General features: G+C 68.7%; 14 protein-coding genes and 3 pseudogenes. 8 read left to right on the top strand and 9 right to left on the bottom strand.

The genetic code is table 11. From position 1 onward, the window contains the following. Positions 1 to 297, top strand: a 297-nt coding sequence (locus BBK14_RS02520) for a DDE-type integrase/transposase/recombinase (RefSeq protein WP_116429966.1), incomplete at its 5' end; no start/stop codon positions are given. 95 nt (positions 298 to 392) lie between these two features. Here the strand turns inward: BBK14_RS02520 and BBK14_RS02515 are convergent. Beyond that, on the bottom strand, positions 393 to 1,100 hold the full coding sequence (locus BBK14_RS02515; protein WP_071059615.1) for an SDR family oxidoreductase: 708 nt from the start codon (positions 1,098 to 1,100) through the stop codon (positions 393 to 395). A gap of 127 nt (positions 1,101 to 1,227) precedes the next feature. On the opposite strand from BBK14_RS02515, the gene BBK14_RS02510 reads away from it, so the two are divergent. Together BBK14_RS02510 and BBK14_RS34445 are read left to right on the top strand one after the other, a co-directional pair. Beyond that, the gene (locus BBK14_RS02510) at positions 1,228 to 1,476 is read left to right on the top strand and encodes a TetR/AcrR family transcriptional regulator (RefSeq protein WP_275078437.1); all 249 of its coding nucleotides are present in this window, start codon (positions 1,228 to 1,230) and stop codon (positions 1,474 to 1,476) included. A gap of 354 nt (positions 1,477 to 1,830) precedes the next feature. Further along, positions 1,831 to 1,992: a hypothetical protein gene (locus tag BBK14_RS34445; protein ID WP_198541148.1), complete on the top strand. Its 162-nt coding sequence runs from the start codon at positions 1,831 to 1,833 to the stop codon at positions 1,990 to 1,992. Positions 1,993 to 2,240: 248 nt separating this feature from the next. Here BBK14_RS34445 and BBK14_RS42660 read toward each other — a convergent pair whose 3' ends face one another. The 3 genes and pseudogenes from BBK14_RS42660 to BBK14_RS02505 form a co-directional block, all read right to left on the bottom strand. After that, entirely contained in the window at positions 2,241 to 2,450 is a 210-nt protein-coding gene (locus tag BBK14_RS42660; RefSeq protein ID WP_275078436.1) for a glycoside hydrolase family 2 TIM barrel-domain containing protein, read from the bottom strand. A 68-nt stretch (positions 2,451 to 2,518) separates the two neighbouring features. Beyond that, a pseudogene (locus tag BBK14_RS42655) lies at positions 2,519 to 2,704 on the bottom strand (glycoside hydrolase family 2 TIM barrel-domain containing protein); the annotation flags it as partial. 38 nt (positions 2,705 to 2,742) lie between these two features. Then, positions 2,743 to 3,902, bottom strand: a pseudogene (locus tag BBK14_RS02505) (IS256 family transposase); the annotation flags it as partial. Positions 3,903 to 4,173: 271 nt separating this feature from the next. Here BBK14_RS02505 and BBK14_RS02500 point away from each other — a divergent pair. The 3 genes from BBK14_RS02500 to BBK14_RS02490 all read left to right on the top strand — a co-directional run bounded on the left by BBK14_RS02500 (position 4,174) and on the right by BBK14_RS02490 (position 8,290). Beyond that, a complete protein-coding gene (locus BBK14_RS02500) occupies positions 4,174 to 4,710 on the top strand; it encodes a TetR/AcrR family transcriptional regulator (protein WP_071059613.1) in 537 nt (178 codons plus the stop codon). Positions 4,711 to 5,604: 894 nt separating this feature from the next. Continuing rightward, positions 5,605 to 6,072 carry a molybdenum cofactor biosynthesis protein MoaE gene (locus tag BBK14_RS02495; RefSeq protein ID WP_071059612.1) on the top strand — a complete coding sequence of 156 codons (468 nt, stop codon included), beginning with the start codon at positions 5,605 to 5,607 and terminating at the stop codon, positions 6,070 to 6,072. 187 nt (positions 6,073 to 6,259) lie between these two features. Then, a complete protein-coding gene (locus BBK14_RS02490) occupies positions 6,260 to 8,290 on the top strand; it encodes a molybdopterin-containing oxidoreductase family protein (RefSeq protein WP_198541147.1) in 2,031 nt (676 codons plus the stop codon). A gap of 593 nt (positions 8,291 to 8,883) precedes the next feature. Here the strand turns inward: BBK14_RS02490 and BBK14_RS41555 are convergent. Next, a pseudogene (locus BBK14_RS41555) lies at positions 8,884 to 10,325 on the bottom strand (NF041680 family putative transposase). Between the two features lie 643 nt (positions 10,326 to 10,968). On the opposite strand from BBK14_RS41555, the gene moaA reads away from it, so the two are divergent. Further along, entirely contained in the window at positions 10,969 to 11,964 is a 996-nt protein-coding gene (moaA, locus tag BBK14_RS02475; RefSeq protein ID WP_071059610.1) for a GTP 3',8-cyclase MoaA, read from the top strand. A gap of 185 nt (positions 11,965 to 12,149) precedes the next feature. Further along, the gene (locus BBK14_RS02470; protein ID WP_071059609.1) at positions 12,150 to 13,232 is read left to right on the top strand and encodes an NAD(P)H-dependent amine dehydrogenase family protein; all 1,083 of its coding nucleotides are present in this window, start codon (positions 12,150 to 12,152) and stop codon (positions 13,230 to 13,232) included. Between the two features lie 105 nt (positions 13,233 to 13,337). On the opposite strand, the gene BBK14_RS42650 is transcribed toward BBK14_RS02470, so the two are convergent. From BBK14_RS42650 to BBK14_RS41135, 4 genes are all read right to left on the bottom strand, one after another. Beyond that, positions 13,338 to 13,784: an acyl-CoA reductase gene (locus BBK14_RS42650; protein ID WP_275078435.1), complete on the bottom strand. Its 447-nt coding sequence runs from the start codon at positions 13,782 to 13,784 to the stop codon at positions 13,338 to 13,340. Then, positions 13,723 to 14,478, bottom strand: a complete 756-nt coding sequence (locus BBK14_RS42645) for an acyl-CoA reductase (RefSeq protein WP_275078434.1) — start codon at positions 14,476 to 14,478, stop codon at positions 13,723 to 13,725. The genes BBK14_RS42650 and BBK14_RS42645 overlap by 62 nt, the downstream gene beginning before the upstream one ends. A gap of 242 nt (positions 14,479 to 14,720) precedes the next feature. Next, a complete protein-coding gene (locus BBK14_RS39410) occupies positions 14,721 to 15,035 on the bottom strand; it encodes a hypothetical protein (RefSeq protein WP_131802145.1) in 315 nt (104 codons plus the stop codon). A 259-nt stretch (positions 15,036 to 15,294) separates the two neighbouring features. Next, positions 15,295 to 15,426 (bottom strand): hypothetical protein, encoded by a 132-nt coding sequence (locus BBK14_RS41135; protein WP_275078433.1) that lies wholly within the window; start codon positions 15,424 to 15,426, stop codon positions 15,295 to 15,297. Positions 15,427 to 16,284 lie beyond the last annotated feature (858 nt).

The following is a 16,284-nucleotide window of genomic DNA, read 5'->3' as shown; positions in this document are numbered from 1 at the left end:
GTCGAGGTCACCACCGACAAAGCACCCGTCTACCCGCGGGTCCTCGACGAATTCTTGCCTGAGGCGTGCCACGTCGACGCCGCCCGGGAGAACAATCGGATCGAGGCCGAGCACGGCCGGCTCAAAGCACGGCTCCGGCCGATGCGCGGCCTGAAACGGCTGCGCTCCACCCAGACGATCAGCGCAGGGYATGCGTTCGTCCAGAACATCCGCCGCGGCCACTACGACCTCGGGATCGACACCGCCCCCCACGCACGGGTGACGGCCGCGTTCACCGAGCTCACCCTCGCGATCTGATCATCTGGTCGGCAGGGTCATCCATGCCCTGCCTTCCCACAATGCAACAGACCCCCCCGATCTGTCGGCGTCCGGCCCGCTGACCTGCCGTGCCATTAGGTCAGCGGGGCTGGGAGGTAGCGGGTGGGCGCCCGGCCGGGGTCGACGACCAGTTCGGTGCCCGGCTCGCCGGTACGGAGGGTTTCCACCACGGCGGCGGCGACCTCGTCGGCGGTGAGCATGGGGATGCCGGCGGCCTGGAAGCGGTCGCGGGCCCCCGCCGTCAGCGGAGTGTCGACAAGGCCGGGGCAGACGGCGCTGAATCGGATCCCCTCGCGGGAAAGAGGGCCGGACAGGGCGCGGACGAGGCCGATGGCGGCGTGCTTGGTCATTGTGTAGATCGGGTCCTGCTCGACGCCGCGCAGAGCGGCGTGCGAGGCGGTTACCACGATGGAACCGCTTCCCTGGCGGCGCATTACCGGGAGCGCGGCGCGCAGTCCGTAGACGACGGAATGCTGGTTGACGCCGACGACCGCCTGGTAGCGGTCGAGGTCCAGGGTGGCGGGATCCTTGTCGACGGAGTTGGTCCCGGCATTGAGGACGAGCAGGTCCAGCCGGTCTCCGGCGGTCTTCACCATCCGCAGGGACAACTCGGGATCGGTCAGGTCGCCCACCACCGCGGCGCCGCCGATCGAGGCGGCGACCTGCTCGACCGCCGGGCTGCGGTCGACCAGGACGCAGCGCGCTCCCGACGCCGCCAGCCGCCGCGCGACCGACTCTCCGATGCCGCCGGCGGCCCCCGTGATGATCGCGGTCTCGCTCATCCACCTCACCCTACCTCAACCTACTTACGTGTAGGTAGCTTAGCGCCGCAGCGTCGGCTCTGCCGTGGCGTGAAGATCGGAGGACACAGATGGCCGGGGCTCGAAGCGAAGAGATCCGGACGTCGCGCTGGGGATGTTCGCCGAACGCGGCTACCAGAGAACGTCGCTGGACGCGATCGCGCGGCGGGTCAGCCTGACCCGTCAGGGCGTTCTGCGCTGTTTCCCCAGCAAGGGGAAGCTGTTGATCGCGATTCTCCAGCACAGGGAAGAACTCAACCGTGAGCACCTGCTTGCCGCCCGCACCGACGAGGACCTGCCCAGCCAGATGGCTGCAGTGGTCACCCTCGACCACGAGCGGTCAGACTCGCTCAGGTGATCGGCCTCGTCGAACCCGGCGTCCCGTCCGTGCACCGCTGGCGGCCCGACGACACCAGCGCGGACACCCAGGTCAGCGTCTACGGCGGCTTCGTCGGCCTTCCGTGGGGCAGCTCCACTCCGCTATCCGCCGCGTCGCCATAATGCAGATTCGCGTCCACTCTCTGTTCACTCCCACCGGCCGTTCTCCGTCGCAGTTCGCATTACATCGACAACGGCTCGACGTGATGCGTATCGGGCGCTGCTGACAATCCAGCCGCCTGCGCAGGCCCGGAGTTCGAGCGCGAAGGACCGATCGGCTGGTGTGCCATCGGCCTGTCATCTGCGAACGCCGCCGAGGGGACGGATGCAGGTGTTGAACCGCCCCGCTGAGGCAGATCACGATCCACCCGGGGCGGGCTCTCGACGCGCCGTCGAACTCATCAACGACGGGCAGGTACCCACCGCCGACCTTCTCGACGACAGTCTCCCGCTGGAGAGTTTCGAGGAGGCCTTCGCCCTGCTGGACCGCGGATGAGTGGGCGCGATTCTGTCCGGGTAGCCCTGCGGCCCGCGGCACACACAGCCCCTCCCGCGGACTCGGGGAGTGAGGCGTAAACCTCGGGGTCTGGCACCGAAACTGTCTGCCAGCGGTCCGCATAGCCGCCGGCCGGGTCCCGGTAGTAGCGGGCCCGGCCTGGGGCCGGTCGACGTCGATCCCCAGTACCACCACGTAGGGGACTGGGCCCCGCATCGGCGGTCCGGCTGATGCCCTCTTCCGGTCGCTCAGGCTTCGGACGCGGGCTTCCTGTTTCCCAGACGCTTCCAGCGGTCGCGGAGGTAGTGTGCTCCGGCCTTAGGTTGGCGATCCCGCGTGAAGACACCCTTCTTGTTACCGTCAACGCGGTGGATGCCGGGCCCCGTGCGGAAGTCGGCGAAGTTCCATACCTGCTCGCCAATAAACTCAGGGATCCGGTCGAATACCCGATGGTGCATCTCCAGCTGCCTACCTGGTACTCTTCTGTCCACGGAATCTCCCAGACCGAGTGAAGTCCGGCAACGGTATCGGCACCGTACTCCGTCATCATGACAGGCTTGCCGAACTTCTCCACCCATCCTTTCAGCTCGGCTTCGAGTTTTTGTTCACCGGACACAATATCGCCATTGTCGATGTACCAGCCATAGTACCTGTTGAGACACATGACGTCGAAGAGGTCGGCTATCTTGTCTGTCGCGTGGTTGGCGAACATCACCACCGCGTATGTCACTGGGCGTGTAGGGTCGAGTTTTCGTAACCGAAATAGCGGTGGGTTTCGATCCACTCGTCGTGTTGCTCGGCGAGTACCGCGCCGACGAGACGTATGATGGCTCCGTGGTCGGGAAAGATGCCCACGACGTCGGTGCGCCGCCTGATTTCCTTGTTCAGGCGTTCCTGCGGGTTCGAGGACCAGATCTGCCGCCAGATCTCCCGGGGATACGCTGTGAACGCGAGCAGGTCGGCCTTCGCTTCGGACAGGTGTTCCGCGGCGCGGGGCAGTTTCTCGGCAAGGCCGTCGACGACGCGGTCGAACTGGACGACGACCTCGTTCGCATCAGCCTGATCGAAAATCGTTCGTACCACCGTGGCGACCCAGGGCTGCGACGACTTGGGTGTGAGGACCAGCAAGTCTCGCAGGTAGTGAGTGCGACACCTTTGCCACGAGGCGCCGGGCAAGGTCGCTCCGATCGCGTTGACCAGACCGCGATGGGCATCGGAGGTGACCAGACGGACCCCGGACAGGCCGCGGGCGACCAGGCCGCGGAAGAACGCCAGCCAGCCGGCACCGTCCTCGCTGCTCACGACGTCGAGGCCGAGGATCTCCCGGTGCCCGTCGCCGTTGACCCCGACTGCGAGCAGGCAGTGGACGTTGACGACCCGCCCGCCCTCACGAACCTTCATCGTCAGCGCATCGGCCTGCACGAACCGGTACGGGCCGGCGTCGAGCGGTCGGGAACGGAACGCCTCGACCTGGCCATCGAGATGCTTCGCCAGCTCGGACACCTGTGACTTCGAGATGTGGGCGACCCCGAGCTGCTCGACGAGCTTGTCGCCGCGGCGGGTGGACACCCCGAGCAGGTAGGACGTGGCGACGACCGAGATCAGCGCCTGCTCCGCCCGCCGGCGGCGTGTCAGCAACCATTCCGGGAAATACGACCCGGTCCGCAGCTTCGGAATAGCCAGATCAATCGTCCCCGCCCGGGTGTCCCACTCCCGCGTCCGGTATCCATTCCGGCGATTCGTCCGATCCGGTGATATCTCTCCGTACTCGGCGCCGCAGATCCCGTCCCCTCGGCGCTCATCAACGCCTCCGCGAACGCCTTCACCATCGAGCCCAGCAGGTCCGGACTCGCGGTCAGTAGTTCCTCGCCGAACCCCTCGGCGTCGGTCACAGTCGGACGCACGGCCATCGCGTTTCCTCCTCATCGAGTCCTTGGTCGTTCTCGAACGAGGATCACGCGGTGGTCGCTTTACGTCACGAACCGCCACTCCGGCAAGTCGCTAGACGATTACTCTCTGTACACCACGTGCGTGGACTCCACTCGCGGGGTCGGAGTGGCTTTGGCTGGTGGAGGATAGACTTTCGCCGGTTGGGCTGGTCGTCAGCTCTGTGAGCCCTAGTCGGCGGGATGCGGCGGATTCGTGACAGTTCAGCGGCGGGCGGGGGCAGCACGGGAGCGGATGCTGGCTGTCGCGTTGGAGCTGTTCGCTCGCAACGGAGTTAGTGGTACGTCGATTCAGATGATCGCTGATGAGCTGGGTGTGACCAAGGCGGCTGTCTACTTCCAGTTCAACGCCAAGGAGGACCTGCTCCGGGCGATGGTCGCTCCGACTCTTGAGGACCTGCGGCGGGTGGCCGAGGCGGCCGAGGCTCGGCACCGGCCGACTGATCAGGTTGCCACCGCCCTGGCGGGCATGGTGGATATGATCATCAAGAACAGTCGGCTGAATGCGGTCGTGCTGGCTGATCCCGCCGTGAGCCGCCTGGCCCGGGAGGACCCGATTCTGCGGGATCTCGTGGCCAGGCTGGACCGGATCCTCGCCGGCCCGGAGCCGGATGTCGAGGCACTCGTGACCACTGTGATGGTCGGTGGTGGTCTACTGGCGGCGACGACGGATCCGCGCCTGGCCGACCTCGACAAGGACGTGCTTCGGCGCCAACTGTTGAACACCGCGCGCCGCATGCTGGGCCTGCGTGCCATCCGTACCCACGCCTGAGGGCACATCCGCGTCTGCGGTTCGCCCGACCCCGCCGAGCCTGGTCAGGCCTTGAGCTGGGTCGCCCTTCGCCTCGACGGACGCGGTTTRCATGCTCCGCGCGCAGGCCGTTCCCGTCGGGAAGCGGTCCGGCTGCGGGCCGTGCGACTGTTCGCCGAGGGCGTCGACCCGATGGAGGTAACCGGGCGGCCGCGGGTAAGCACGAAGTCGGCCTACCAGCGGCGGCGATAGCGGGCCTGCCCTCGATCCGGACCCTCCGTAGCCAGACCCCGACCCCGCAAGACCTGCGGGTCCGAACTCATCCGACCTTGACGTTCATCTAGGCAGAACCTTGACGTTCGTCTAGGCTGACCGAGATCAGAACGCTGCCGTCACCCTCGTCGTTGTGGCTGGTGGCGCCTGCCGGTAGCCACGCGGATGCCTGTCCCCGGCGGTAGGAGGAGTCATGACCAGACCTGTTCGCTTACGTCGTCGGATGGTTCGCCAGGTGGAATCGGTCTTACCCCTGGCGGTGGCCGTTGGCGGCGTTCGGCGCCGGGCCGGCCGCTGCGGACACCGTTCCAGCTCCGGGCTCGGTGGTCCCGGACCAGGACCCGTTCCGCACGGCCCCCGCCGCGATCGGCTCGATCAGTCTTCCGCCGAATCAGAACAAGGCCATCGGTGCCAGCCAGCTCGACAAACCCCGGAGCGGCCCGCCAGTAGGCAGCATGCGATTCGTGGATCAGGCCGGACGGCGTCACCGAGAATCACCGGTGAATCTTCCGGAGTCGATATCTTCGGGAATTCTTACTGGGATTACGGCTCCCGTCTAAACGGCGGGAAGTCGCGGCCTGAACCGGATGTGGTCGGCTAGTGGAACAGGAATCACTGACGGTAGCCACCGCTACTCCGGGTATGGCTTGCAAGCTTCTTGCCGGCGAGGGTCAGGCATTTTTGCGGAAAGTGATTATCGCGGAGATCCGGGATACCCCGCTGTCTGTCGACGAGTGCTTGGCGGCGGTGCGGGCACCAGCGGTGGGTGGCGTCGCCCTGTTCGTCGGCATGGTTCGTGACCATGATGGTGGACGTCCGGTGGTCGAGTTGGACTACTCCGCCCACCCGTCGGCCCGGGCCGAGCTGGCCCGGGTGGCCAGCGAGGTGGCCGCCGTTGACGGTGTGCGAACCCTCGCCGTGGTTCACCGTGTGGGGTTGCTGCAGGTGGGCGATCTGGCAGTGGTGACAGCGATCGGCGCGGCCCACCGGGCGGAGGCGTTCACCGCCTGYCGGCGGCTGATCGACGAGGTGAAGGCGCGGGTTCCGATCTGGAAGCGCCAGCTCTTCGCCGACGGTCCGCCGGAATGGGTGGGCGCCTGCTGTGAATAGGCCTGGATGCCCGGCGAGGACCGTCCTCCCGCCGGCAAGGTCACCTACGCCCATGGTGGACAGCGGCCGGGATGACTGTTCGCTACGGACTGCGATACCCAGAAAGCGACTTGTGTGTTCCATCGTTCCATCACACGAGAGTACCGCTCTTTGTTGAGAGATCTGCGTACCAGATAAGGGGAACCTGATGTCGGCACACGACGTGCGAACGGTTCGCAGTTTCTGCCGGGTCTGCACCTCGACCTGCGGCATCCTCGTCGATGTCTCGGGCCAGGAGGTGATTCGGGTCCGCGGTAACCGCGACCACCCTTTGTCGCAGGGGTACACCTGCTCGAAAGGGCGGGCGCTGCCCCAGATGCATCACCATCCTGAGCGTATCGAACGCCCGCTGATGAAAGTCGACGGCACGTTACGGCCGACCACCTGGGAAGCCTGCCTGGACGACATCGGTACCCGAGTACGCGGCATCCTCGACCGGTACGGCCCCGAAGCCGTCGGTGTCTTCTTCGGCAGCGGCCTGGGTATGGACGCGGCGGGGTACCGGGTCGCGCAGGCCCTGCACGCCGCCCTCGGCACTCCGGCGAAGTTCAGCCCGCTGACCATCGACGGCACCGCGAAAGTGCTGATCTCCGATCTGGTCGGAGGGTCGGCGGCACTCAATCCCCGCCCGGACTACGACAACGCCCATCTCGTTCTGTACATCGGTACCAATCCACTGGTGTCCCACGGCCACACCGTCGCGATGCCCAACCCGGTCGGGACGCTGCGGGAGCTACGGGAGCGGGCGCGGGTGTGGGTCGTCGACCCCCGGCGCACCGAGACCGCGCGGATGGCCCACGGACACCTCGCGCCCAGGCCGGGCACGGACCACGCGATCATGGCCTTCCTCGTCCGGGAACTGCTGCGCGTCGGTGCGGACCGCGACGTGCTCGACCATCGCACCGTCGACGCCGACATGCTGGCCACCGCGGTCGCGCCGTTCACCCTCGAACACACTGAGGCGGTCGCGGACGTCCCGGCGGCCGAGCTGAGCCGGCTGCTCGCCGAGGTGCGCGCCGCGGGCCGGATTGCCGTCGAGACCGGGACCGGGGTCACGATGTCAGCCGGCGCGAACGTCACGCAGTGGCTGTCCTGGGCGCTGATGATCCTCACCGGTTCGATGAACCGGCCCGGCGGTGTGTGGTTCCACCCCGGGTTCACTCACCAGCTCGAGACCTTCGAGCTCCCGGTCTCCCCGGCCGGCGGCTCGTTCGGGCCGGGCCCGCGCAGCCGGCCGGAGACACAGTCCTTCCTCGGCGAGTGGCCCTGCGCCGTCCTCGCGGACGAGATCGAGGCCGGCAACATCCGCGCCGTGCTGAACCTCGGCGGGCACCTGGTCACCGCCTTCCCGGACACCACGACCCTGGTGCCGGCGCTGGAGAAACTCGACCTGTTCGCCACGATTGAGATCATCGCGAATGAGACGACCGCGCTGTCGACCCACGTCCTGCCCACCAAGGACCAGCTCGAACGCGCCGACCTCACCCTATGGGACCACCTGAGCCCACGGGTCGCCGCTCAGCACACGCAGGCGGTGGTCGCACCGGTCGGTGACCGGCGGTCGGCCTGGTGGGTACTGGCGGAACTGGGCCGCCGCCTCGGGTACGACCTCGCCGACACCAGCGGCGGGCAGGCCGACGACGACGCCAGGCTGGCGATGATCTCCGCCCGTGCACGCCGGCCACTGGACGAGCTCATCGCCGAGGGCTGGGCCCAGACGCAGGAGGAGTTCCCGGCGGCGTGGGTGGAGCGGCACCTGGACCGCCTCGGGGGCTGGCGGCTGGCCCCCCGCCTGCTCGTCGACCAGCTCGCCGCCCTGACCTCGCCCGCGCCGCTGGTCCTCGTGCCCCGGCGGCAGAAACGCCACCTGAACTCCCAGTTCACCTATCTGGGAGACACCGCCGAGGTCCTGCTCCACCCCGACGACGCGGCCACCGCCGGCGTTGCCGACGCCCAGCAGCTGACCGTCCGCACCGCGCACGGCGAACTGACCGGGATCGCGAAGCTGGACCCCTCCATCCGCCGGGGAGCGGTCTCCGTGCCGCACGGACACCAGGGGGCGAACGTCAACCGGCTCACCGGTAAGAACGACATCGACCTGATAACCGGGATGGCGCACTACTCCGGTATTCCCGTCAGTGTGCATCCCGCGGCGGACACCCCGGTCATCCTCGGATGACGGAGATCGCGACCTGACGGAGCCGGACACCACCGGCTGACCAGGGCGCATGCGCCGGCTGACAGTGGTGAGCATCGCCCACTGACCGTGGTGGACACTGCCGGTCGACGGTGGTGGACCCGCCGACCGGCAGTGGCGGACATCCCGGTCGAGGGCGGTGGATGCCTCGGCCGCAGGTACGCGGGCAGCCAGCCGGCCGTGGCGAGGCAGTCGGCAGTCGGCAGTCGAACGAATGCCCCGGTCGACGGCCCGAAAGTCGGGCGCGTGGCCGGCAGCCATGCGGACAGCGGGCCGTCGGCCCGGTCTCCAGCCGGGCCGGCACGGGCCCGGCCCACCGAACCGCCCCACGCTCCCTGGGGCGGTCGAACCCCCTCACCCCGGTCACGGCGTACCCGGCGGGCGCGGCGCGGGCGCGCGCCGTGCGCGGACGGGTGTCGCCCGCCAGTGACCTCCGGATTTCCGACCCCGCGATTCTCCCCGTGTTGCCGTGTTGCCGTGGCCCGGGTACGGAGGCCGGTCCCCTTGATTCATTTTCTTCTCTCCAGCCAATCCCTATTTCGATGAAAGGCATTCTCCGTGCATAAGCTTGATTTTTAACCTGTGCGGTGTTGGTGGGCGGTCATGGTCAGGTCCCGTCGGGTGGTTTTTCTGACGTCGTGGTGGGGTGCGGGTCTGCGGTTACGTGAGCCGGGAGGGCGGCCTGGGCCGGCTTTGGTGGGTTTCGGTGCGCTGGCGGGGGAGGGGCATGATCGTGCGGATGTTCCGGAATCCTCGTCGGACTCGGGCGGGGGTGAGCCATCCTGGCGGGGCGGGTTTCTCCCAGGGGCGACGCAGGTCGCGGGCCAGGGGTCGGGCGAGGCGGAGCTGGGTGTGGGCGGCGATGACCAGCCAGGTCCAGTGGTCGGCGGCCTGCGGGGTGCGGATCTTCGGGCGGGTCCAGCCCAGGGTCTGTTTGAACAGCCGGAAGGTGTGTTCCAGGTCGAACCGGCGCAGGAATGACTGCCAGGCGCGGTCGATGTCGGCGGCGGTGGCGCCTGTGGCGGAGGTCCACAGCCAGACGGGCTTGGGGTCTCGGTCACCGGGCAGGTGATCGACCTGCAGCCGGATCAGGGTGCCTTCGATGATCGGCAGGTCGCCGGGGTGGTCAAGCCAGCAGGTGCGGTGGGTCAGCCGGGGGGTGTAGCCGGTCCCAGCTGGCCGCGGTGGCGCGCCCGTAGCGGGTGGTCTCGGTGATCGTGGTGTGCTGCGGTACGGGCCAGGTCGCGGGCCTGTCGAGGGCGAACTCGGGGCCGTGCTTGGGTGGACGACCGTTGACGCCGGGGAGTCTGGGCGGTTTCGGGAGCCGCAGCACACGGTCGGAACGGATCCGGCCGAGCACCTCGACGGGCAGATCGGCCAGGACGAACGCCAGCCGGGTCACGTCATACCCGGTGTCCATCACGATGAGGATGTTCGGGTCGCCGTCGTGCCAGTGTCCGGCGGCGGTCAGACGGCCGACGACCGCCCGGATCTGGTCGGCGGTCACCKCTGTGGCGTCGTCGGTGGGGCCGAGGCGAACCGCGTCCAGGACCGCGGTCCACGACGTCCGGCCGGATTCGAGGGCGGCGACGAACGAGTACGGCCAGCCCGGGATCAGCTGGGCCTGGTTCTTCGCCCGGCCGTGCACATGGCAGAACAGCCGCTGCGCGCTGGTCGGCGCATCCGAGCGCAGCCATGGGCTGACATCGACGGCCAGCACGAGTCGTCCGTCGGCCGGCGGGCGAAGAGCAAGACCGGCGAGCGTGCGCCGTAGCCGGGCGATCTCTCATCGGCCGCTGTTCAGCCCGTCGTACAAGGCCCCGTGGCCACGGCGGTGCTCCGGGGCCAGCGTCAGGTCGACCAGCGTCCTGACCGGGCCGTCGGTGCACAGCACCGCGTCCGTCACCTCGAACAGCGCGTCCGCGCGACGGGTCAGGCAGGCGTAGAACTCCTGCCGGAAGCGACACAGCCTCCCCAGAGCCTCGACGTGTCCTGGTTCGTCCTGCACACTGCCCATCACGACCTTCGGTTTGATCACGGCTTCTTTGGCGAGAGCACGATCTTCCGAAGGTCCTTCCACGTCACGGCGACACGCCGACCCATCCCGAGCGAAAACTAATGGCGGTGCAAGCATCGCTGACGCCTGAGCGAAAACCGGAGTCGCGACTTCTCGGGTCAGACGGGCGCGGTGGTGGTTGCCGCGGGTGGTGTGTCGATAACGCCTCGGATGGGCAGGGGCGGTCGAGCTCTCCTCACAGATCGGTGCTTCGGCGCGCCGCCCGCGTGACGGGGCAGATGCTGGCCACGATCGTGGCGTGAGCCGGCCGCAGGTCGGCCCTCTGTGGGGCCACTCTGCCACTTGATCGAAAACCGTGAACCTTGACGCTTGTCTATGCAAATCCTTGACGCTCGTCTAGGCTAAATCGTGATCAGGTTGCAAGTGTCACGACTGCGCCCTGTCCTGGCACGTCGATCTGGTGATCAACAACTGTCGGCTTTTCGTCGTGGTGACGRCCGCACCCGGCCGTGAGCCGCCCGGCCCACGAGGATCTATCGATGTTCAGACGACCCTGCTCCGGGGGGAGCCGGATTCCTCCCCAGTCCGAAGTCCGGGGCGTCCTCCGGAGGTTTCGGTGACGCCTGCCTTAGGCAGCACACGTATGCTCGACAGGTTCGGGCGGATCGCGACTGATCTGCGTTTGTCACTGACCGACCGGTGCAACCTGAGATGCGCCTACTGCATGCCGGCTGACGGCTTGGAGTGGCTGCCCAACGCGGACACGCTCACCGACGACGAGGTGGTCCGCCTGGTCGGGATCGCGGTGGGCCAGCTCGGAGTGACCGAGGTCCGGCTCACCGGCGGCGAGCCGACGCTGCGCGCCACCCTGCCGGAGCTGGTCGGCCAGCTGGCCGCGCTGGCACCCCGCCCGGAGCTGTCGCTGACCACCAATGGCCTCACCCTCGCCCGCACCGCCGGGCCGGGCGGCGCCGTGACGCTGCGGGCGGCCGGCCTGGACCGGGTGAACGTCTCCCTCGACACGACCTGGCCGGACCGGTTCCGTGTGATCACCAGGCGGGACCGCTGGCATGACGTGGTGGCCGGGCTCGCGGCGGCCGCCGCGGCCGGGCTGGCCCCGGTGAAGGTCAACGCTGTCCTGCTGCGCGGGGTGAACGACGATGAGGCGCCGCGGCTGCTGCGCTGGTGCCTGGACCGCGGATACGAACTGCGGTTCATCGAGCAGATGCCGCTGGACGCCCAGCACGGCTGGACGCGGGCGCGGATGGTGACCGCACCGGAGATCCTGGCCTCCCTGCGCAGCGAGTTCACGCTCACCCCGCTGGACGGCCGGGGCAGCGCGCCGGCCGAGCTGTTCGAGGTGGACGGCGGGCCCGCCCGGGTCGGTGTGATCGGCTCGGTGACGGCCCCGTTCTGCGCCGCCTGCGACCGGGTCCGGCTCACCGCCGACGGTCAGGTACGCAACTGCCTGTTCGCCCGGGAGGAGAGCGACCTGCGCACGCCGCTGCGCGCGGGGGCGAGCGACACCGAGATCGCCGAGCTGTGGAGGGCCGCGTTCTGGGGCAAGCGCGCCGGCCACGGCATCGATGACGCCGCCTTCCGTCAGCCCGACCGTCCGATGTCGGCGATCGGTGGCTGAGCCGCGGCGCGGCTTTCTCCTGATCCCGTAGAGGGATGGAGGGTGACAAGACGTCCGGCCACGGCCACGGCCACGGCCACGGCCACGGCCACGCGGCGCGAGGCCGGTCCCGATCGCGAGGCGCGTTCCCGCGCGGATCCGCCTCGTTCTTTCGCGCGTCCCTGGAGAGGAGAACCACGTTCCCGATGAACGAGGACGAGAACAAGCCGACGGTCGTCAGGGCCGACGGTGACCAGCCGCGGTACCGGGTCGTGCAGTGGGCCACGGGAAACATCGGTACGCGGGCACTGCGCGGGATCATCGAACATCCGGACCTGGCCCTGGCCGGGGTCTACGTCCACTCGGCGGCGAAGGCCGGCCGGGACGCCGGGGACCTGTGCGGGCTCGGCCCGACCGGTGTCCTCGCCACGGCCGACGTCGACGAGATCGTCAGCCTGGGCGCCGACTGCGTCCTGTACATGCCGGCCGCCTGTGACATGGACGAGGTGTGCCGGCTGCTGGAGGCCGGCGTCAACGTCGTGACGACCCGCGGGGAGTTCCACTACCCGGCCGGGATGGACCCCGCTCTCCGGGCGCGGATCGAGGTGGCCTGTGAGCGGGGCCAGACCTCAATCCACAGCACGGGCAGCAGCCCGGGATTCATCTCCGAGGCGATCCCTCTGGCGCTGAGCTCGATCCAGCGCCGCCTGGACTGTCTCACCATCAACGAGTTCGGCGACCTGTCCCAGCGGGACTCGCCCGAGCTGCTGTTCGACCGCATGGGGTTCGGCAAGCCGCCGCAGGCCGTCAACGAGCTGCGTCTCGCCCATGGGCGGATCAGCTTCGGGCCCTCCCTGTACCTTGTCGCCGACGCGCTCGGGATGCCGCTGGATACGGTCGAGGCCAGCGGGGGCGTGGCAACAGCCACCAGGCCTGTCACCATCGCCGCCGGCACCATCGCCGCCGGCACCGTAGCGGCCCAGCGCCTGACCGTGTMCGGCATCCGGCGCGGGCAGGCGGTGCTGCGCTTCCGGGCGACCTGGTACTGCTCGACCGACATCGACCAGGACTGGGACCTGCACGCGACCGGATGGCACATCGTCGTCGACGGAGACGCCCCGCTCGACATCCAGATGCGGTTCCCAGTCCCCCTGGAGAAGATGGGCGAGGTCTCCCCCGGCTACACCGCCAACCGAGCAGTCAACGCAGTGCCCGTCGTCTGCGCTGCGGCCCCGGGAATCAGGACCACCGTCGATCTGCCGACCATCCTCGGGGCAGCCCTCGGCTGAACCGTGCGCGGCCGTTCCGGCGGGCGGGCAGGGACTTTACGCCCGCCGGAACGGTCCGGCATGCACAGGGAACGACCCGTCAGGTGTCGTCGTCGGCCACCCAGTTCACGAACCGGTGCAGCGGATACATGCCGTCGTGCGGATGCCGACGCTTCCCGACAGGGCGTTGCCGAGCCACACGACCCGCTGCACGCCCGCGGTGGCCAGCTGGTAGCGGACCTCCGCCTTGCGGTGGGTGGGGAAGACGCCGACCGTCTGGGTGGCCACCGTGGCGTACCGGGCCGCGTCGACGATGGACCGCACCGGCAGCACATTCACCGTCTTGTCAGTGGGGTGGAAGTCGACCGGTTCCAGCGAGCGTACGACGAGGCCCCGCCCGTCGAACTCGCCCCAGACGCGGTAGTCGGGTTCGAGGTAGCGCAGGCCGTCGACAGCCTCCCGGATCTCGGCCGGCGGCTTCGGGCCGACCGCGGAGGCGAACTCGCGGTCCTCACCCAGGGCCGCGCACAGCAGCTCGCAGAAGCGGTCGACCTGCTCCAGATCCCCCTCCACACAGATCTGGCGGGGGGCGACGCAGGCGTCCTGGTTTGAAGATGGAGACGTCTACGGCGGCCAGGTCGGCCACCTCCCGCAGGGTCCGCTCGAACGCCTCCCGGCCGACGATCGCCATGGACGCCTTCGGGGCGAAGGCGATCAGGTGGAAACCCGGGCCGGTGTACCTCGCTGCGTTCTCGATGGCCGCACCGCCACCCCACGCGACCAGCTTGTCGAAGTACTGCGACCGGTAGACGACGTTCTCGACGGAGGCGTCGCCGCCCCGCCAGTACACGGCCGACATCGAGCGCAGCACCGGGTGGTCCGGGTCGATGTCGGCCATCGTCCGCAGCACGGTGACGGTGGTGAACGGGTCACCCGAGGGCAGTTTGAACAGGTGGACGCCCTTCACCAGGGCGGCGTCGGCGATCGAGGTGATGGCGCCGCTCGGCGAGTTGCCCGTCAGCATGTGGACGAGCCGGGGCGGGAACGCCCGGACCCGGCTCACCCGGCCCATCGGGTCGGTGTACTGGACCCATCCGTCGAGGATCTCCGGGCCGCCGAAGGTCCGCCGCAGGCGGTACTCGAGCGTCTCCCGGGTGAGGTACTCCCTGGGCCGTTGGTAGGTGTTCTCGATGACGCGCCGGGGCAGGGCGCTGACCCGGGCCGTCATCTCCAGCGATTCCTGCAGGTACTCGTTCTTCTCGAGCACCAGGTGCTTTCCCAGTTCGACGAGAAAGTCGATGATCTCCGGCGACCAGGACGTCCGAAGGCGGGACCCGGCTTGGAACGGGGCGGGATGAGCTCGTTGAACCGCAGCGCGGGGGTGGCCAGCGGGACCCCGAAGTCGCGCGAGCGGTACTCGTTCTCCTCGCCCCACTCCAGCCGGCCGCGCACGAAGTGCGGCACACGGATTCTGGATGTGGTGGGTGCGGTGACCGTCATGAGTCCCCCTCAGTCGGCGAGGAAGCCGCGGACGTAGGCGTCCATGGTGCCGGCGCAGGTGATCTTGTCGCCGCCGATGGAGTCGGAATAGCGGGTGATCCCGGACCGGACCGTCGGGCCGGGACGCCCGCACGGGCACGGGCCGAAGTCCGCCGTGATCCGGTCGCCCGACATGGTGCCGCCCCACCGGCCGTCGACCGTGAGGTCGACGAAGGCAGCGCGGCCCTCAACCATGCCGTCCGAGACCGGCGCCAGGGCTTCGCCCGGCTGGTCGAGCACGACAGCGCGAGCCGCGCGGGCACGTGGTAGCGGCCCCGCAGGCATCTGGGCAGCCGGAGGTTGATCTCCTGCATGGCGTAGAAGTGCAGGAACCGGCTGGGGTCGATGTTGAGTAACCGGAAGATCTGGTCCTGGTAGTCGGCCGGCAGGGTCGCCCCCTTCAGCTCGCCGGCCACCATCAGCGCGTTGTCCGCGGTAAGCGTGCCCTCCGACGCCCCCACCTCCCGCAGGAGCTCGCAGAGCCGGTAGAGCGCGGGAACATCGAGGTGAACAGGATCGGCTCGGACGGCCGGGCCAGGATCCGCTAGGCGAAGTAGCGCAGGTGCGCCTCGCTGGCCGCCTGGCGCCCGGCAGCCTCGGCCTCGAACGCGGCGATCTCGTCGGGGCGGGCGGTGCCGTCCGCCATCGCCCGCCGCATGGCGGACAGCCGCGACATGTAGGCGTGGTACCCGACCGTCCGCGCCTCGTCCGGGGAAGAGAATGCCGTCCGGCCGGCGGAAGCTCTCGACGATGAAGTCCCGTGTCACGCGGTACGCGCGGATGCCGTTGTCGGGCGTCGTGGTGATTACGTTCCACTTTTTCGACGGCGGGAGACCGAGCCAGGTGAAGCACTCGAGCAGGTCCTCGTGGGTGAGGTCRACATCCCGCGCCGTCTTGTTGAGGAACGAGCTCTTTCCCGAGGTGCCGCTCGAACTCGATACCAGGTGTCCGGCCGCATGCAGCCGTTCCATCCAGCCATCGAGATCCTGGACCCCGGGCACGTCCACGTTGTCCACCCGGTAGGCGGAGAGCGAGTCCAGCCACCGGTTCAGCTGTGACCAGCGCCCCTTCGAGACGAGGATCTCCGGGTAGCTCTTGAAGGTTATGTGCGGGAATAACAGCGGGATCACATCCGCCGCGTCGCGGATCTGGCTGATCCCCTCGTCCTTGGCTCGCTTCTGCAGCAGCGGTACCTGCTGCAGACGCTCCTGGAAATGCGCGTCCAATGACCCGATCATGTCCAGGCCCAGGTTCGGCGGCTGGCCCATGCGACCCCTCTGCTCAGTATGTCCGGATCCGGATGAGGTGTCCTTCTCTCGCCCGCGCACGGCCGGGAGAAGGACACCGGAACAGCCGCTAGTGCGTTGTCCGTGAATGCAGGTCGGTTCTTGTTGATCAGGCGGCGTTTCGGACGTGGCCCCAGCGGTGCTGGTGTTCGGAGCGGATACGGGCGCGTTCGCGGCGCTGGGCTTCCAGCACTGCTGGGTCGCGGCGGTGGGTGTTGCGCCAGCGCAGGTAGGCGTGCAGGTCGCGG

Origin of the sequence: Parafrankia soli, from assembly GCF_001854695.1 — a bacterium.
Classification (GTDB): domain Bacteria; phylum Actinomycetota; class Actinomycetes; order Frankiales; family Frankiaceae; genus Parafrankia; species Parafrankia soli.
Note: the sequence above shows the minus strand (reverse complement) of the source record. Positions and strands in the feature narration are given on the sequence as shown.